15 protein-coding genes are annotated in these 16784 nt (G+C 66.2%); 8 read left to right on the top strand and 7 right to left on the bottom strand.

The features are described 5' to 3' along the window. Nucleotides 1-73: 73 nt before the first annotated feature. Nucleotides 74-637 (top strand): TetR/AcrR family transcriptional regulator, encoded by a 564-nt coding sequence (locus tag ACX12F_RS24820; protein ID WP_459366929.1) that lies wholly within the window; start codon nt 74-76, stop codon nt 635-637. On the opposite strand, the gene ACX12F_RS24815 is transcribed toward ACX12F_RS24820, so the two are convergent. From ACX12F_RS24815 to ACX12F_RS24795, 5 genes are read right to left on the bottom strand one after another with little or no spacing between them, the layout of a single operon-like run. Beyond that, nucleotides 634-1608, bottom strand: a complete 975-nt coding sequence (locus ACX12F_RS24815; protein WP_459366928.1) for an alpha/beta hydrolase — start codon at nt 1606-1608, stop codon at nt 634-636. The two genes, ACX12F_RS24820 and ACX12F_RS24815, sit on opposite strands and share 4 nt — an antisense overlap. Before the next feature lie 3 nt (nt 1609-1611). Then, nucleotides 1612-2394: an exodeoxyribonuclease III gene (locus ACX12F_RS24810; RefSeq protein ID WP_459366927.1), complete on the bottom strand. Its 783-nt coding sequence runs from the start codon at nt 2392-2394 to the stop codon at nt 1612-1614. Nucleotides 2395-2404: 10 nt separating this feature from the next. Then, a complete protein-coding gene (locus tag ACX12F_RS24805) occupies nt 2405-5746 on the bottom strand; it encodes an ATP-binding protein (protein ID WP_459366926.1) in 3342 nt (1113 codons plus the stop codon). Then, complete coding sequence (locus ACX12F_RS24800; RefSeq protein WP_459366925.1) at nt 5739-6404, bottom strand: DUF4194 domain-containing protein; 666 nt, start codon at nt 6402-6404, stop codon at nt 5739-5741. Before ACX12F_RS24800 ends, ACX12F_RS24805 begins: the two co-directional genes overlap by 8 nt. A gap of 17 nt (nt 6405-6421) precedes the next feature. After that, nucleotides 6422-7897 carry a DUF3375 domain-containing protein gene (locus ACX12F_RS24795; RefSeq protein ID WP_459366924.1) on the bottom strand — a complete coding sequence of 492 codons (1476 nt, stop codon included), beginning with the start codon at nt 7895-7897 and terminating at the stop codon, nt 6422-6424. A 652-nt stretch (nt 7898-8549) separates the two neighbouring features. On the opposite strand from ACX12F_RS24795, the gene gjpA (ACX12F_RS24790) reads away from it, so the two are divergent. Further along, nucleotides 8550-10151 (top strand): outer membrane porin GjpA, encoded by a 1602-nt coding sequence (gjpA, locus tag ACX12F_RS24790; protein WP_459366923.1) that lies wholly within the window; start codon nt 8550-8552, stop codon nt 10149-10151. Between the two features lie 105 nt (nt 10152-10256). After that, nucleotides 10257-11813 carry an outer membrane porin GjpA gene (gene gjpA, locus ACX12F_RS24785; RefSeq protein WP_459366922.1) on the top strand — a complete coding sequence of 519 codons (1557 nt, stop codon included), beginning with the start codon at nt 10257-10259 and terminating at the stop codon, nt 11811-11813. A 75-nt stretch (nt 11814-11888) separates the two neighbouring features. Here the strand turns inward: gjpA (ACX12F_RS24785) and ACX12F_RS24780 are convergent, their stop codons facing one another. Together ACX12F_RS24780 and ACX12F_RS24775 are read right to left on the bottom strand one after the other, a co-directional pair. After that, entirely contained in the window at nt 11889-12758 is an 870-nt protein-coding gene (locus tag ACX12F_RS24780; protein WP_459366921.1) for an N-acetylglutamate synthase, CG3035 family, read from the bottom strand. After that, on the bottom strand, nt 12758-13351 hold the full coding sequence (locus tag ACX12F_RS24775) for a peptide deformylase (protein WP_459366920.1): 594 nt from the start codon (nt 13349-13351) through the stop codon (nt 12758-12760). The genes ACX12F_RS24780 and ACX12F_RS24775 overlap by 1 nt, the downstream gene beginning before the upstream one ends. Nucleotides 13352-13512: 161 nt before the next feature. Between ACX12F_RS24775 and ACX12F_RS24770 the strand changes: the two genes are divergently transcribed. From ACX12F_RS24770 to ACX12F_RS24750, 5 genes are read left to right on the top strand one after another with little or no spacing between them, the layout of a single operon-like run. Next, nucleotides 13513-13821, top strand: coding sequence for a nucleoid-associated protein NapA (locus tag ACX12F_RS24770; RefSeq protein ID WP_138232568.1), 309 nt, complete (start codon nt 13513-13515; stop codon nt 13819-13821). Nucleotides 13822-13862: 41 nt separating this feature from the next. Then, nucleotides 13863-14330, top strand: coding sequence for a LytR C-terminal domain-containing protein (locus ACX12F_RS24765; protein WP_459366919.1), 468 nt, complete (start codon nt 13863-13865; stop codon nt 14328-14330). A 10-nt stretch (nt 14331-14340) separates the two neighbouring features. Further along, on the top strand, nt 14341-15015 hold the full coding sequence (gene sodC / locus ACX12F_RS24760) for a superoxide dismutase[Cu-Zn] (protein ID WP_459366918.1): 675 nt from the start codon (nt 14341-14343) through the stop codon (nt 15013-15015). After that, nucleotides 14996-16144, top strand: a complete 1149-nt coding sequence (locus ACX12F_RS24755; protein ID WP_459366917.1) for a glutamate--cysteine ligase — start codon at nt 14996-14998, stop codon at nt 16142-16144. The genes sodC and ACX12F_RS24755 overlap by 20 nt, the downstream gene beginning before the upstream one ends. Nucleotides 16145-16146: 2 nt before the next feature. Beyond that, the gene (locus ACX12F_RS24750) at nt 16147-16782 is read left to right on the top strand and encodes an LON peptidase substrate-binding domain-containing protein (protein ID WP_459366916.1); all 636 of its coding nucleotides are present in this window, start codon (nt 16147-16149) and stop codon (nt 16780-16782) included. Nucleotides 16783-16784 lie beyond the last annotated feature (2 nt).

Here is a 16784-nt window from a genome sequence, read left to right as displayed (position 1 = left end):
TCTACTATTGGAGGCAGACGCTAGTAGACCGACTGGTGTACCGACAATGCCGAAGGACAGGGAGTTACGTCACATGAGTGCCCGCGACCGGCTCGTCGTCACAGCCATCGATCTGATTCGGCGCCAAGGCGTCGCGGCAACGGGGCTCAGCCAGCTGCTCGAACGCAGTGGCGCCGCGCGGCGGTCGCTCTACCTGAATTTCCCCGGTGGCAAGGCTGAACTCGTGGCCGATGCGACCGTGACGGCCGGTAAGACGCTGGCGGACGGCATCGACCTGCTGTTCGCTGAACAGGGTCCGGTCGGAACGCTGCGAGCGTTCGTCGCCATGTGGATCGCGAATCTGACCAGTAGCGACTTCGAAGTCGGATGTCCGATTCTCGCCGCGGCGCTCGGCCGGACCGAGGCGCCGGCGGCCGCCGATGCCGCCGGTGACGTCTTTCTCGATTGGGAACAGCGGATCGCGGCCGGTCTCGAAACCGCCGGGCTGTCGACAGAAGATGCCGAACGTCAGGCGACCCTGACCGTCGCCGCGATCGAGGGCGCGATCGTCATGTCGCAGGCGACCAAGTCGGAATTGCCGCTACGCAGAGTCGAAGAAGCGCTCGTCGAATCGGTTGAACAGCTTCTGAATGGCTAGCGGGCCAGGCATTCGGAGATGAAGCGCGCGATCCGCGCGTACGCCTGACGGCTTTCCGGCAGCCCGGGGAAGATGGCCGGGAAGGCATGCAGCTGGCGAGGCCAGGCCGCGACCTCGCACTTGCGCCCCGCCTCGCTCAGTCTCTCTTGCATCCGGATGGCGTCGCTCAAGAGCGCCTCTGACGCCGACGCGACGATGAGCGACGGCGGCATGGCATCCATGGGCCCCGACATGGGTTCGAGCTGCGCCAGATCCGCGCCGGGGCAGATGCGGTCGCTGAGCACCGGCAGGACCGTGGAGATGCCGAACACATCGGTACGAGCGTTCGGATGCGCACGTCGCGCCGTGTTGTCCAATTCGAGCAAAGGCGAAATGCCGACAACTCCTGCGGGAGTGGGTAATCCGTGCTTCGGCGCGCGTTGCGCGGTCGCGAAGGCCAGGAAGCCACCGGCCGAGTCTCCGGCGATGATGACCTTGGCCGGATCGATGCCCTGGCTCAGCAGCTGTCGGTACGCCCCGAGGCAGTCCGCGATGGTCGTCGCCAGATCGACCTCTGGGTACTGCCGATACGCGACATGCATCACCGGCAGTCTGGTGGTCCGCGCGAGGGTGGCGACAGCGTGGATGTGGGTGTTCAGATCGCCGAGGACGAAACCGCCGCCATGGAAGTAGAGGATGACGCCGTTCGCTGTCGACGCGGGAAGGTTCAGCAGTGAGACGGACTCGACCGGCAGGCCATTCCAATTGTCCGCGACCAGGCGGAATCTGTGGTAGGGCCGAACGCGCTGCAGCCGGGCGATTCGGTTGACGCGGCGTCCCACCCGCTCGATGCGTAGCGATGTGGCTTCGAACTCCGCCGTCGTCAGGGCGCGAATCAGGATGCGGGCCAACAGGAGGTTCGCAAAGAAGTGGATGACGCGGGCGCGCCGGCTCGCCGGGCCGGGGGCGTAGACGATCGGAAGGGCCGCCATCGACTACGCCAATTCCACCAGCACGGGCGCATGGTCGCTGGGCTGCTTACCTTTTCGCTCCTCGCGGACGATCTCACCGTGGGTGACCCGGGTCGCGAATTCCGGTGAGCCCAGGACGAAGTCGATGCGCATGCCCTGCTTCTTGGGGAACCGCAGCTGCGTGTAGTCCCAGTAGGTGTAGACGCCCGGGCCCGGGGTGAACGGCCGCACCACGTCGACGAATCCGGCGTCGTTCATGGCGCGGAACGCCGCGCGCTCCGGCTCGGAGACGTGCGTCGAATTCTCGAACACCGCCATGTCCCACACGTCCTCGTCGGTCGGCGCGATGTTCCAGTCGCCCATCAGGGCCAGGGGCAGCGATGGGTCGTCGGCCAGCCAGCCGGTGGCGGTATCCCGCAACGCGGCAAGCCATTTCAGCTTGTAGGGCATGTGCGGATCAGCCAGCGTCCGGCCGTTCGGGATGTACAGGCTCCACACCCGGACCCCACCGCAGGTGGCTCCGATGGCGCGGGCCTCGTCGGCGTCCTGCCATTGCGGTTGGCCGTCGAAACCGATCTGGACGTCCTCGAGCCCCACACGCGACGCGATCGCCACGCCATTCCATTGGCTGTGCCCGACGTGCGCGACGTCGTATCCCAGCGCCGCGAACGGCATGGTCGGGAACTGGTCGTCCTTGCACTTGGTTTCCTGCATGGCGAGCACGTCGACGTCCGCGCGGGACAGCCAGTCCGTGACCCGGTCGACCCGGGTGCGGATGGAGTTGACGTTCCAGGTGGCGATACGCATGACGCTCCGATCAGACAGGTTGGGGGACTTTCAGTTCCCGGCGCAGGGCGGTGAAATCCGTGATGGTCTTGGTGGCGACATTGGCGACCGGACGGGCGTTGCGGCCGGTGGCCTCGGACTTGGACACCATCACCACGCCGTCGATATACGGCTGAATGGTGGTGGCGTTCTGCACCGTTGCGACGATCACCAGCTGGAAGCCGAACTTGCGGAACGCCTGCAGTGCCTGCGAGGCGAACTGCGGGTCGGACTTGGAGAACGCCTCGTCGAGCATCAGCTGCGCGAAAACCGGCTTGTTGTCGCCGCTTTCGGGATTGGCCAGGTTGAAGCTGAGCGCCCCGGCCAGGCAGAAGGCCATCAGCTTCTCCTGCTCGCCACCGGAGTTGTCGCCCGCGTTGCTGTGCGTGCGGATCAGTTCGTCGTTCGCGACGTCCCATTCGGCGCAGTCGAACGTGAACCGGTTGCGCACGTCGAGTGCGTCCCGGGTCCAGGCCCGGTCCTCGGGACTGTTGCCGGCCAACCGGTTTCGCAGCCGCAGGATGTCGGCGTACTGATCCAGGATGGCCTTCTTGTCGCCCAGTCCCACCTCGGCGATGCGTCGCGAGATGGCCTTGACGATGTCGGTCAGCTCGGACACGGCGACCATGCTGCGTGGGTTCGCGCGCAGCGTCAGGCGGGTGCCGCGGTTGAATTCCACTGCGCCCAGGCCGGTGTTGACCCGATCGATCTGCTCGCTGATCCGCCGGGTCTCCTGTTCGGCGACGCGGTGCAGGGTCAGGATCGCGTCGGGCGCCTGCTCGGTGATGAGCCGCATCATGCGGTCGTAGGCGTCGGGCAGCTCGCGCTCGTCGATGTGACGGCAGACCGCGACATAGTCGTAGATTCGCTCATCGAAGTCGTCCGAGTCGTTCGGGATAGCGTCCGGGAACGACGTGTCGAACGTCGCAACGATGCGGGACAACTCCTCGTAGGAGCGCCGCCGGCTCTCGGTGAGCTGGTCGCGTTCGCGGCGGATGGCCGCGAACAGCGCTTCGCGGTGCGGCTCGGGGTTGAGCAGCTCCAGCGGTACCGGAACGTCAGCGGCGTAGCGGCGCAACAGATCTGTGGCCTGCTCCGACACGTTGGCGGGCGACAGCCGGTCCTGCAGGTCCATCAGCTTGGTCCGACGGGCGTCCAGGTCGTCGCGCCGGGTCTGGATGGCGCCGCGCCGCGTCATGAGGGTCTGGATGTCGACCCAGCACTCCTCGGCGCGAGCCGACAACGCCTCGATGTCGGGGTGTTCGGCCAGCAGCAGCTCGTACTGCTCGCGGAGCCGGTCGGCGTGGCCCTCGGCGGTGTCGGTGTCGATCTGGCTCCACTGCGGGAACTGCTCGTAGACGGCCCTGCAGGCTGCCGCCCGGTCGCGCCACCGTTGCCGCTGCGCCGCAATCTCATCCGCGGCGCGCCGCGCTGTGTTGAAGGCCTCCTCAGCCTCGGTGAGCTCGGCGTGCAGCGCCTCCAGCTTGGCGCCGATGTCGCCCTGATAGATGTACTCGGACGGCTTGATCGGGCGCCTGTCGTCCTTGATGGCCAACCGGTCGGAGTCCTTGTACAGACCCGTATCGGTGACGGCGCGGCGGAACCGCACGAACACATCGGGGGTGTCCACACAGATGTGGTCGCCGGCCGCGGCGATCACGTCGGCGGCCTCGGCAGCACAGGGATGCTTGGGCTTGACCAGGAACAGCTTGCCCGCCAACGTGTTCGGCTCGGCCTCGCGGCCGGAAGCGCCGGCCCGGACGTGGTGCAGCGCCAGCCGGCCGCGCATGTTGGTCTCGTTGACGAACCGGAGCACCTTGGCGTAGTGCTGATCGGGCACCAGCAACCGCAGGCCCACCGAGCGCAGCACCTTCTCCACCGCGAGGCGCCACCGGGTGTGCTCGGGCTGCAGGTCGAAAAGCTCCGCGACATAGGGCAGTTCGGCGGGATCGATACCGACGCCCGCGCAGATGTGGTCACGCATCGTCACCGCGGATTCGGGCAGTGCCGATCCGACGTGCTCGACGCGCTTGAGCTCCTTGGCCGCGTTGTCACGCAGGATCCGCGCCGACTTCTGCGCGTATTCCGCATCGGTGGAGGCGTCGCGACCCCACTCCAGCTTGCCCAGCATCTCGGTGGCCTGCCGGGTGAGCTCCTCCCGCAGGTTCCAGAATTCGTCGGCGGTGTCGGGCACTTCCACGCCCAGCGCCGTCACCATCTCCTCATATCCCGCGCGCCGGCGGGCCACCTCGTCGGCCTGCGCCTCAGCCGCGTTGACCTGTGCCTGCAACGGGCCGACATTCGCCGACGCGCCGCTGATCTGGGCGTTGAGCGAATCACCTTCGGCCTTGGCCAGATTCAGCTGCCGGGTCAGGTCGGCATTCTCGTTCTCCAGCTGATCGATGGTCGCATCGAGCGTCTCGATCTCGGCGGGGCAGTGCCGTAGCCGGACATGATCGGTGTAGGCCCGCACCATCTGCAGGTCGACCAGATCGATGATCCCGAGGTCGGTCGACTCGGAGGCGTACCGCACCTGGATGGCCTCGATGTCACCGAGGATCTTGCGCTTGCGCTGGGCCACCGCGAGCAGTTCACGGGCCTCGACCAGAGGATCGATCTGCTTGAGCGCCTCGGGCAGCCGGGCCAGGCTGTCCGGCTCGTCGAGCATGAACTCGCGAACGAACTGCTCCAGTCCACCAACACTTTTCAGCGACTTGGCCTTGCCCAGTAGCTGCTGCGCGGCGTCCGACGCGCGAATCCCGATCGAGGCATACAGCTGCGCCAGGTACTGCGACTCGACCTTGGTCGTGAACCGCCAGCCATTGTCTTTGAAGACTCCGGTATCGAATCGGCCCGCGGCCCACCGGTTACAGACGTCTTCGATGTCCAGATCGCCGTCGCCGATGACGAACCGGCTCGACGAATCCGAACGTGATTCTCCGGTCAGCCATTTGAGCACCAGTCCCGTGATGGTGCGTCCGGTGTTGCTGGTGTAGGTGACGGCGACGGCGGACCAGGTGGTGCCGTCGCCGCGCAGGTACATCACCTGACTGGTACCGGCGTCGCTGCGCTGGCCCCACGCGCCCCGGACGTACTTGTCGACGGTGCGGCGGCCGGCGCTCGAGCCCGCCGCGGTGTTGTCGCCGGAGGCGTTGAAGTTGCGCCGGTTGAACGGCAGGAAGCCCAGCGAAATCGCATCCAGCAGTGACGATTTACCACTGCCGGACGCGCCGGCGATCAACGATCCACCGGCGCTGAACGGCACGGAATGGTAGCCGTCGAAGACACCCCAGTTGATGATCTGGAGGCGGGACAGGTGGAACTGTTCAGCCATCAGTGTCGGCCCCTCCGCTGGTGAGTTGTTCGAACTGTTGCTGCAACTCGGTGATCACTGAGGCCGTCATCACCGCGGTGATGACGGGGCTCACGGTGTAGCTGTCCTCGTCGTCGCGGCTGCGGCGCAGGATGTCGAGACCGGTCAGGCGGGCGATGGCCGCGTCGATGCGGGCGGTGAAAGTCACCGCGTCGCGGTCGGTTTCGTTGAGTACGCCGGTGAACATGCCGTGCATCTCGTCGCGCGTGATCAGGAAACTCTGGTCGCCGCCGGCGCGCATCATCTGCGCCAGGTGCAGCGCCAGAATCGAGTCGTAGGTGCCCAGCGGTTCACGGCGGAGCAGCTTGATGCCCTTGGCCGACTCATAGCGGGCCTGCTCGATGAAGGCGATGTCGACGCTTTCGGAGATGCGCAGCTGCAGATCGAGTTCGGACAGTCGCACCGACAATTCGTTGCGGTACTCCAGGATCCAGCTGTAGATATCGCGGTCGGATTCGCTGCTGATATAGCGGCGGGTCAGCAGGTGCTGCAGTGCCCAGCAGGCGCGGTCCGGCATGGCGCTGACGTCGCCGTCGAACCGCGGACGACGCTGTCCAGCCACCCGGCTGGCGCCGTCGACCTCAGGGAGCGAGGCGAAATCGATAGGGCTATCGCTCATATTTGGCTCCGCCAAAGCTAGTCATGTAGGGCTCCTGCCACAGCAACAGGCTCGGTGAACATCAGATACGGCACCTCGATCTCGCGGTCCCGACCGTCGAGCGAGCGGAACCGTACCGACATTGTGTTGTCACTCGTGTCGCCTCCGGGCGTCGCGGGTTGCTTGAGGGCCCAGGACCACAACACGATGACGTGACCCAGGTACGCCGAATCGAGCAGCTCCACGGCCTCGGCCAGGGACACCGGGCGGCGCGTGACCGCGGCGTTGAGCATCTCGGACATCGCCGGTGCATCGACCTGGGTGGTCAGCGCGGCGAAGCTGGAGAGGTCGATGTCGCCCTGTGCCGCTTCGGCCGGCTTGGGTGCCGACAGGTCGCCGATCTTGAAGCTCAGCGCACCGATCGAACTGATCGCGTGCCGGGCCAACGGGACTTCGATGTCCAGCCGGGAGTCGGTCAGGGACGACTTCAGTAGCGTGCGGGCCGCACCGATGGCCTCGTTGAGCTGGCGCGCCACACCACGGCTGGACTCCATGGTGCCGAACGCGGTAAACCGCTTCACTCGTTGCGCGCACCGCTGCTGGATACGTTCGACCTCGTCGATCTGGTGGCCGATCAACTCGAAGAACCCGGCCATCACCTTGCGCAACGCCGGGTCCAGCTCGGGGAGCGCCGACGCGACGGTGGCGATATCGGTCTCGAACTCCGCGCGCTGGTCGGGGTCGTTGATCATCCGCAGGAACGCCCGGTGTGAATCGCGGCCCGCCGAATCCCACGCGGCCTGGTAGTCGGCGTACATCTGGCGCTGCCGGTCGCGGTACTCGATGTTGGTGTCGATCGGATCGTCCAGCGCCTGCGTGGCCTGCTCGATCATGGTGCCGTAAAGGCCGATGTCGGTGATCAACCGTTCCATCTGCAGCGCGATGGCGCGGGCCTCGTCGTACATGTCGGTGACGTCGGGCTCGGGGCGCAGTCCGGCTTCCAACTCGTCGAGCTCGCGGTGCAGCGCGGCGATCTCGGCTTCGATGCCGGCGCGGATACGGTCGGGGTCATTCCCGGCGCGGGTGGCGATCTGGCGCATGCGGGATGCGATACCGGCGATCGAGCCGCCGGTGGCGATGCTGTCGCCGCGGCGCATACCGCGGACGAAGTCGAGTGCGCGTCGAGCGTCCTGTGTCAGGTAGCAGACGTTGCGTTCGGCGCCGGCTCGCGTCTCGGCTACTCGATGCACCCAGCCCTGGCTGGCCCACGACTTGATCAGCGCGAGGCCGGACTGACCGAGCTGGTCGTCGGCCTCGCCGAGGGCTGCCAGATCGCGTTCCAGCCGAACCACCAGATCGGTCTCGGCGACCATGCCGTCACTGAGGTGGCGCTCCATCAGGGTGACGTACACCCCGAGGTTGTTGGTGGCCAGCAGCCGGACTGCGCGCGAGCCCTGAACGTCACGGTTGAGTTCGAGCAACTCGGCGGCCGACAGCGCCGCATTCTCTTGCACCCGCAACCCCTGACCAGCCTGACTCTTCGGTGCATTCCACCGCCGGTCCAAGATACTTGGCGAAGTGTCGGTCAGCGTCGGCGGTCGTACCCCGCGCAGACCCGAATGGCGATCACAGCTATTGCCGGGGACGTCCCGACCCAGATTTCGTCTCAGTATGTGGACACCGGTTGGCGGTCGTACCGCCCGCTGTGACGCGCGAGGGCAGCAACCGCTCCCGGGTCCCGATCGCGCCCATTGCTGATTTGCTCGGATGAGGAATTGGGGCGTCCCGATTGAGTTCACCAAACGCGGCCGACGCTTGTGAGACGTCGGTCACGATCCCTGTGGATTGTGTGATGAGTCACGGCAAAAAAACGCGTCTGAGCATTACTAATTGTCATATGTCAAGTTGGCTGGCACCCGTCCCCGGGGGCTTGCTGAGCGGTTGCCCGGCCGCACTAAATGGGTTTGCCGACTGGCCATTTGCCCGGAAGGTTAGCGGGCCTATGAACGTAGGTTTACCGGCTAATACGCAAACTGGCTTTGCGTGGGCTGTGGGGCTCGTGCCGTCGCTATCGATTCGTTACGAGTTCGTCAAAAGCTCTGGATTAACTGAGTTACTCGTCGGTAAATTACCGGCCAGTAAGCACACACATTGAGGAGTCTGTTCATGCACGATGCGGTTCGTCGCCATACCAAGGCGGGTATCTGTGCAGCGACAGCGGCGGCCATTGTGGCCAGCCCGCTGTTGCCGTCAGTGCCCGCCGCCGCACATCTTCCGGCGTTGCCATCGGTCAGCAGCGCCGCTGTGCAGTTGACTGCGGCGTACAACCCGCTGCAGCCCTGGTTGGACGTGTTCAACACGGCTTCGGCGAATGTGCAGAAGATCGGCAGCAGCTTCGGTGCGGCGCCGGCCGTCCTGCTCCAACAAATCCTGGCCAACCAGGTAAGCCATCTCGGTGCGATCTTGCGGAATCCCGGAAGCATCGGGGCCGTGCTCGGCCAGGTGGTGAACAACGTGCAGTCCGTAGTGCAAGCCGCCACGCTGCTGAACACCGACTACAACACCGGTCAGGCCTTCGGATCGCTCGATGGCTGGCACTACATGGCGCTCAACATCATGCCGAAGTTGCTCCCGACGGAGAACGACCCGCGTGCGACGCAGGTGATCACCCAGGTCCTCAACGTTCTTGCCTCGCCGCTCAGTGGTGTCCTGATCGGGTTGGCGGGTCCGGCAATCAGTCCGGTTGTGGCACTTGTCAATACCCTCACCGCAGCTGGCGCGGCGCTGTCAACGGGTGACGCAATGGCCGCACTGCAGCACCTGATCAACATTCCGGCGAATGTGGTCGGCGGTTTCCTCAACGGCGCCAACCTCAACCTCGGCGCGCTGGTGCCACTGATCAACGGCTCCGGACTCCTGACCCACGAGACGACCCTGCACGATCTGAGCATTCAGTTCGGCGGGCTGCTGACTGCCGGCGTCACCGGGGTGGACCCCGTCACCGGTGCCGCCAATAACATCGGCGGTTCGATCCTCAACTCGCTCGGTCAGGTCGTCACCACCGGCGTCATGGGTTTCCCTCTCGACCTGCCGATCGACGGCCAAGGCGTCGGGCCGATCGGTGCGCTGATGTCGCTCGGTCAATTGCTGGCCAAGGCCATCGGCTGGAGTGGCACCGGGAATCCGCTGAACCCGGCTGCGGCGACTCCGGCTGCCGCTACCCAGGTGTCGGTGACCAAAGCCGCCGCAGACAACTCGATCACCTCGATCCCGCAGCCCGCATTGGCGGTGACGCCGGTGAAGGCCACTGCTCCGGCCACCCCGGCGACGCCGGCCACTCCGGCGACCCCTGCCAGCTCGGAGACACCGGCTACTCCCGCGACGCCTGCCGCGCCGGCCTCCCCGGCGACCCCGACGAAGGCCGACAACCAGAAATCGGACGCCACCAAGCCGGACGCCACCAAGCCGGACACCACCAAGCCGGACGCCACCAAGCCGGACGCCACCAAGCCGGACACCACCAAGTCGGACACCACAAAGCCGGACACCACCAAGTCGGAGACGACGAAGTCCGACACGACCAAGTCGGACGCCACCAAGTCGGACACGAAGACGTCCGAGACCAAGTCCGAGTCGACGAAGCCGAGCAAGCAGAAGTCGGAGAAGCCCAAGCCTGTGAAGCAGTCTGCTCCGGCGAAATCCGCTGCAAGCCAGGGTAGTTCGGGCCATAGTGCCGACTCGAGCACCTCGGGTGGTTCGAGCAAGTAGTCAGCCGTCGGTGGGTCGCCTCCTCGGGGCGGCCCACCGACTTCCGGCGGCAACACGCGCCGTTGATCACCGAGGACCTTGTCCACCCAGAAAGGGAGTCACTTCATGCATGTTGCGGTCCGTCGCCACACCAAGGCGGGTATCTGCGCAGCGGCCACGGCGGCCGTCGTCGCCGCCCCGCTGCTGCAGTCGGCGCCTGTTGCCGCGCATCTTCCCGCGTTGCCGTCGGTCAGCAGCGCCGCTGTGCAGCTGACTGCGGCGTACAACCCGCTGCAGCCCTGGCTCGACGCGTTCAACACCGCGTCGCAGAATGCGCAGCAAATCGGTGCGGCCGTCTCCGCGGCGCCGGCTGTGCTGCTGCAGCAGTTCCTGGCGAATCAGATCAGCCACGTTGGCGCCATCCTGCAGAACCCAGGCAACATCGGCGAGGTGCTCGGCCAGATCGGGCACAACGTCCAGTCGGCGATCACCGCTGCCACGTTGCTGGGCACCGATCCTGGGACCAACTCACAGTCCGTCGATTCGAACGACGGTTTCCACTTCATCCTCCTGCAGATGATTCCGAAGATGCTTCCGACTGCCTCGGACCCAACTGCCAACCGCGTGGTGCAGGAAGTGTTCAACTTCCTGGCCTCGCCGCTCAGTGGAGTTCTGATCGGGCTGGCAGGACCCGCGATCAGCCCGGTGGTGGCACTGGCAAACAGCCTCACCAGCATCGGCGCTTCGTTGTCGCAAGGCGACGCGGCGAAAGCTCTGCAGACCGCCATCAACATCCCGGCCGCCATGGTCAACGGCTTCCTCAATGGCGCCAATCTCAACCTCGACGTGGTGGGGCAGCTGATCAACAAGACGATCCCGCTCAACGACAATGCCGTCATCAAGTCGCTCAATATCCAGTTCGGCGGCTTGCTCACCGCCGGTTCGACCGGGTGGGACCAGAAGGGCCTTGGCGGATCGATCTTGAACTCGCTCGGGCAGACCGTCTACGCCGACATCATCGGGACGGACCTGCAGATCGACGGTCTGGGCATCGGGCCCATCGGCGCCATGGTGTCGCTGGGCCGCATCCTGGCCAAGGCCATCGGCTGGAGTGGCACCGGGAATCCGCTGAACCCGGCTGCTGCGACTTCGGCTGCCGCTACCCAGGTGTCGGTGACCAAAGCCGCCGCAGACAACTCGATCACCTCGATCCCGCAGCCCGCACTGGCGGTGACGCCGGTGAAGGCGACCACTTCCGAGACCGCGGAGACACCCCTGAAGCCGACCGCTCCGGCCAAGTCCGAGGCGGCCGCGACCCCGGCGACGCCCGCCACGCCCGCCACGCCGGCTACCCCGGCGACCCCGGCCAGCTCGGAGACACCGGCCACCCCGGCTACTCCCGCAACGCCTGCCACGCCGGCGACCCCGACGAAGGCCGACAACCAGAAGCCGGACACCACGAAGCCGGAGACGACGAAGCCGGAGACGACGAAGCCGGACACGACCAAATCTGGCACTACCAAGTCGGAGACGAAGACGTCCGAGGCCAAGACTGACACGACCAAGTCCGAGTCGACGAAGCCGAGCACGCAGAAGTCGGAGAAGCCCAAGCCCGTGAAGCCGGCTGCTCCGGCGAAATCCGCTGCAAGCCAAGGTGGTTCGGCCCACGGCAGCGCTGACTAGCGTCAGCCAGCAGCTCGCCGAGACTACGGTTTCCCGCGCGCCGACGATGTCGCGCGAGAGACCGTAGTTTCGGCGTTACAGCAGTACGTACCTGGCGCGGTGATGCAGCCGGAACCCCATCGACTCGGCCAGTGCCAAGGCCGCCGCATTGTCGTCGGGCACCCGAACGTAGGCGTGCGTCGCACCGCGGGACGACGCCCACGCCAGCATCTCCGCGCACACCTTCCGGCCCAGCCCGCGTCGGCGTTCCGCCTCGAGGACTGCGACGTCCGACAACCCGGCCCACACCCTGCCGTCGGGCGCCGTGGTCACGGCGACCCGCCCGACGGCCGCATCGGCCACTGTGGCGAATGCCACTTCTCCGTCGACGACGGCGCTGAGCGCCCCGACGTGCGCGTCCTGTCCGTAGATCGCCAGCCACCGATCATCAGGGTGTGGTGGCATCGCGACATCCGAACCACCCGACAATTCGACGGTCAGCATCCGGTTCGGCTCGACACCTTCTGCCCGGACGGGCAGTAGCCGCTCCGGCAGCGCCACCCACGGCTGCAGGCCGCGGGTGCCATACCAGTCGGCGATCGCCGAAAGGGCGGTCAGATCCGATGAAAAGAGCAGCGGCACAGCCGAATTGGTCCGTTTGGTCGAGCCTCCGGCGCGCAGCAGCCAGCCGTCGACCCATTGGTGCTCGGTGCCCGGCCAGGCCAGCGCGGCGGCGTGCTCGACCGTGCGAATCTCCGAATTGCGCACCGGGGCGTGCGACAGCTCGCGAACCGACATCACGTCGGCGGGCCTGACCTCGACGCGCTCACCGGATTTGGTGCGCACCACCACGAGTGGGGTGAGTGCCTCGATGTGACCGACGACGTCGGTGAAGGCCTCTGCTTCGGAGTCCGCAAGCCGGTAACGGAGCGAGACGCGGCGACCGACGCGCCCGCCGACGGGCATCAGTGCCCGAACGGGTCGTCGACCTCACCCGGCATCCAGCTCAGCCCGGGCACGCCCCACTTGTTCGACTTGACCATCCGCTTGGCGGCCCGTGCATTGCGGCCGATCAGGCAGTCGAGGTACAGGAAGCCGTCGAGGTGTCCGGTCTCGTGCTGCAGCATGCGGGCGAACAGGCCGGTGCCCTCCAACTCGACGGGTTTGCCGTCGGCGTCCAGGCCGGTGACCTTGGCCCACGTGGCGCGCCCCGTCGGGAACGACTCGCCGGGGACCGACAGGCAGCCCTCGTCGTCGTGGTCGGGGTCGGGCATGGTCTCGGGGATTTCCGAGGTCTCCAGTACCGGATTGATCACGACGCCGCGGCGGCGCGCGGTCTGGCCGCGGTCGTCGGCGCAGTCGTAGACGAACAGCCGCAGCCCGACGCCGATCTGGTTGGCGGCCAGGCCCACGCCGTTGGCCTTGTCCATCGTCTCGTACATGTCATCGATGAGCTCGGCGAGATCGGAAGGGAGGGATCCGTCGGTGCCGACGGCCACCGGAGTGGTCGCGGTGTGCAGAACAGGGTCACCGACGATGCAGATTGGACGTACAGCCATGACGAGCAATCTTAGTGATCCGACTCGCGGGTAACGATCACGGCTCAATACCGTTCGCCGTGGTTGAATGTTGCCGAATCACATGGTGTGTCCCAGATCTGTTGTGACGCACGAAACACAGCGGGCATGTACCGAGATCAGAGAAAGGGTCCAGGGGCGAAATGGACGGCGCTATTGCGCGTACTGAGCGATCCGGGGACGACTCTGAGCTCGCCGACGGGTTGACCCGCCGCGAACACGACATTCTTGGTTTCGAACGTCAGTGGTGGAAGTTCGCGGGTTCCAAAGAGGACGCCATCAAGGAACTGTTCTCGATGTCGGCCACCCGGTACTACCAGGTGCTCAACGCGCTGGTCGACCGACCTGAGGCGCTCGCGGCAGACCCCATGCTGGTCAAGCGGCTGCGCCGGCAGCGGGCCAGCCGGCAGAAGGCCAAGGCCGCGCGTCGTCTCGGTTTCGAAATCACCTAGCTTTTCTGCCCTGAGGGTTCGCCTCGATAAGGTGGGGAGCAATGAATCAGCGAGAGTCTTCCGGACTACCCCTGCGCGCCATGGTCATGGTGCTGCTGTTCCTCGGTGTTGTGTTCCTGCTCGTGGCGTTCCAGTCGCTGAGTTCGGACAGCAGCTCCGAGTCGAGCTCGTCGAGCAGCTCCACCAGCGCCACCTCTGCCGCGGCCAGCACGACGTCGACGCCGCCGGCGCCCGCCAAGGCCGACGTCAAGGTCTTCAACATCTCCGAGGTTGCCGGCGCGGCGAAGACCGTTGCTGACAAGCTGCACGACCAGCAGTGGAACGTGACCGAGACCGACAACCTCACCGTGGACGCGCCGCCGCCGGCTACGACCGTGTATTTCGGTGATGCGGCAGGGGAGAAGGAAGCCGCCGAGGCGGTCGGCAAAGTCCTCGATGCACCGGTCGAACCGCGCATCCCCGCGCTGAATGACAAGGGACCGGGCGTGATCGTTCTGGTGACCGGTTAGGCTCTCGGGCATGCCGATCTCAGCCCCGATTCGCTTCCTCGCCGCCGCTGCGGTCATCGCCCCCGTCGTGGCCGCATGCGCTCCTCCCGGACAGGTTGCCACCTCCCAGCCCGGCACCACGCCGGCCATCTGGACCGGTGTCGAGCACGCGCCGCAGGGGCAAGGTGAAAAGGCCGCCCCGCAGGCCGCCCCGATCGGCGAGAAGCTGGTCGCCGAGCTGAAGACCCCCGAGGGCGCGACGGTCGCTACCGCCGAGTTCCTGTTCAACGGCGGCTTTGCCACCCTGACGGTCAAGACGACCGAGGGCGGCGTGCTGGCTCCCGGCTTCCACGGCCTGCACATCCACTCGACCGGCAAGTGCGAGGGCGACTTCCAGTCCGCCGGTGGCCACCTCCAGGTGCCCGGCCACACCGCGCACCCGATGAGCGGCGACCTGGCTTCGCTGCAGGTACGGGGCGACGGCCAAGGGCAGCTGGTGACCACCACCGACGCCTTCACTGCCGAGCAGCTCCTCGCGGGCAACAAGACCGCGCTGATCATCCACGAGAAGGCCGACAACTTCGGCAACATCCCGGCCGACCGGTACCAGCAGATCCAGGGCGCCGCCCCGGGTGCGGACGAGGCCTCGTTGAACACCGGTGACTCCGGTAAGCGCGTGGCCTGCGGTGTCATCTCTGCCGGGTAGGGCGGACAGCCACACCCCACCGCGGATCGACTTCGCGGGGTCGCCACGACCGACCCTCGGCGTCGAATGGGAATTCGCCCTCGTCGATGCCCGCACGCGCGACCTCAGCAATGAGGCCGCCGCGGTCATCGCCGAGATCGGCGAAACACCGCACGTACACAAGGAGTTGCTGCGGAACACCGTTGAGGTGGTCAGCGGCGTGTGCGACAACGTCGGTGAGGCCATGGACGACCTGCGGTCCACACTCAGTCCGGTACGCCGGATCGTGCGGGAGCGCGGCATGGAACTGTTCTGCGCCGGGACACACCCGTTTGCGGAATGGGAGAGTCAGCAGCTCACCGAGGGCCAGCGCTACGCCGAGCTGATCAAGCGCACGCAGTGGTGGGGACGGCAGATGCTGATCTGGGGCGTGCACGTGCATGTCGGGATCTCGTCGGCGCACAAGGTGATGCCGATCATCACGTCGCTGCTCAACCACTACCCGCATCTGCTGGCACTGTCGGCGTCGTCGCCCTACTGGGACGGCGAGGACACCGGTTACGCCAGCAACCGGGCCATGATGTTCCAGCAGCTGCCGACGGCGGGCCTGCCGTTCCACTTCCAGAAGTGGTCGCACTTCGAGCGCTTCGTCTACGACCAGCGCAAGACCGGCATCATCGACCACATGAACGAAATCCGTTGGGATATCCGGCCGTCGCCGCATCTTGGCACGATCGAGGTCCGGATTTTCGACGGCGTGTCCAACATCGCAGAGCTCGGTGCGCTGGTCGCGCTGACGCACTGCCTGATCGTCGATCTGGACCGCAGGCTGGACGCCGGCGAGCAGCTGCCGACCATGCCGCCCTGGCATGTGCAGGAAAACAAGTGGCGCGCAGCGCGTTACGGGCTGGACGCCGAGATCATCCTGGATGCCGACAGCAACGAACGACTGGTCACCGATGATCTGGAAGAACTGCTGAATCGGTTGGAACCCGTTGCGGCATCGCTGAATTGCGCTGACGAGCTGGCGCGCGTCGAGGACATCTACACGCTGGGCGGGTCGTATCAGCGTCAGCGCCGGGTTGCCGAGGAGACCGACGGAGACCTGCTGGAAGTCGTCGATGCGTTGGTGGCGGAGCTGGAGTTGTAGCCGTGACCATCACGCCGATGTTCCCGCTGGAATCCACGCTGCTGCCCGGTGACCAATTACCGCTGCGCATCTTCGAGCCGCGGTACGGCGAACTGGTGCGGGACTGTATGGCCGCCGCGGACCAGGTGTTCGGCGTGGTGCTGATCTCGGCCGGCCGCGAGGTCGGCGGGGGTGAGGCCCGGTGCTCGGTCGGGGCGCTGGCGCGCATCGACCGGTGCCAGCCACAGGGGGCCGGGCAGTACATGCTGAACTGCAGCGTGACGGACCGCATCCGAATCGTGCAGTGGCACAACGATGAGCCGTATCCGCGGGCCGAGATCGAGACGTGGCCCGACGAGCCCGGGCCGGTGGTACCTGAATCGTCGATCGTGGCGGTCGAGGACCGGATCATCGCGCTGTTCCAGCGCATCGCGTCGGCACAGGGCGCGCGCCTGCGTGATCGCGACTCGATCCTGGCCAGGACCGTCAAACCTGCTGTGGGACAACGGCTGTACGCGCTGGCCTCACTGCTGCCGATCGGCCAGGCCGACAAGTATTCGGTGCTGGCCGCCCCGAACGCCGCGGCCCGGCTGGAGGCGCTGGACGAAGCGGTCGAGAGCATCACGGCCATGGTGGAGTTCCAGCTGTCGGAGGACTAGCG

The sequence above is a fragment of the Mycolicibacterium sp. HS_4_1 genome (genome assembly GCF_054515875.1).
This window is presented reverse-complemented; position numbering and strand designations above follow the sequence as displayed.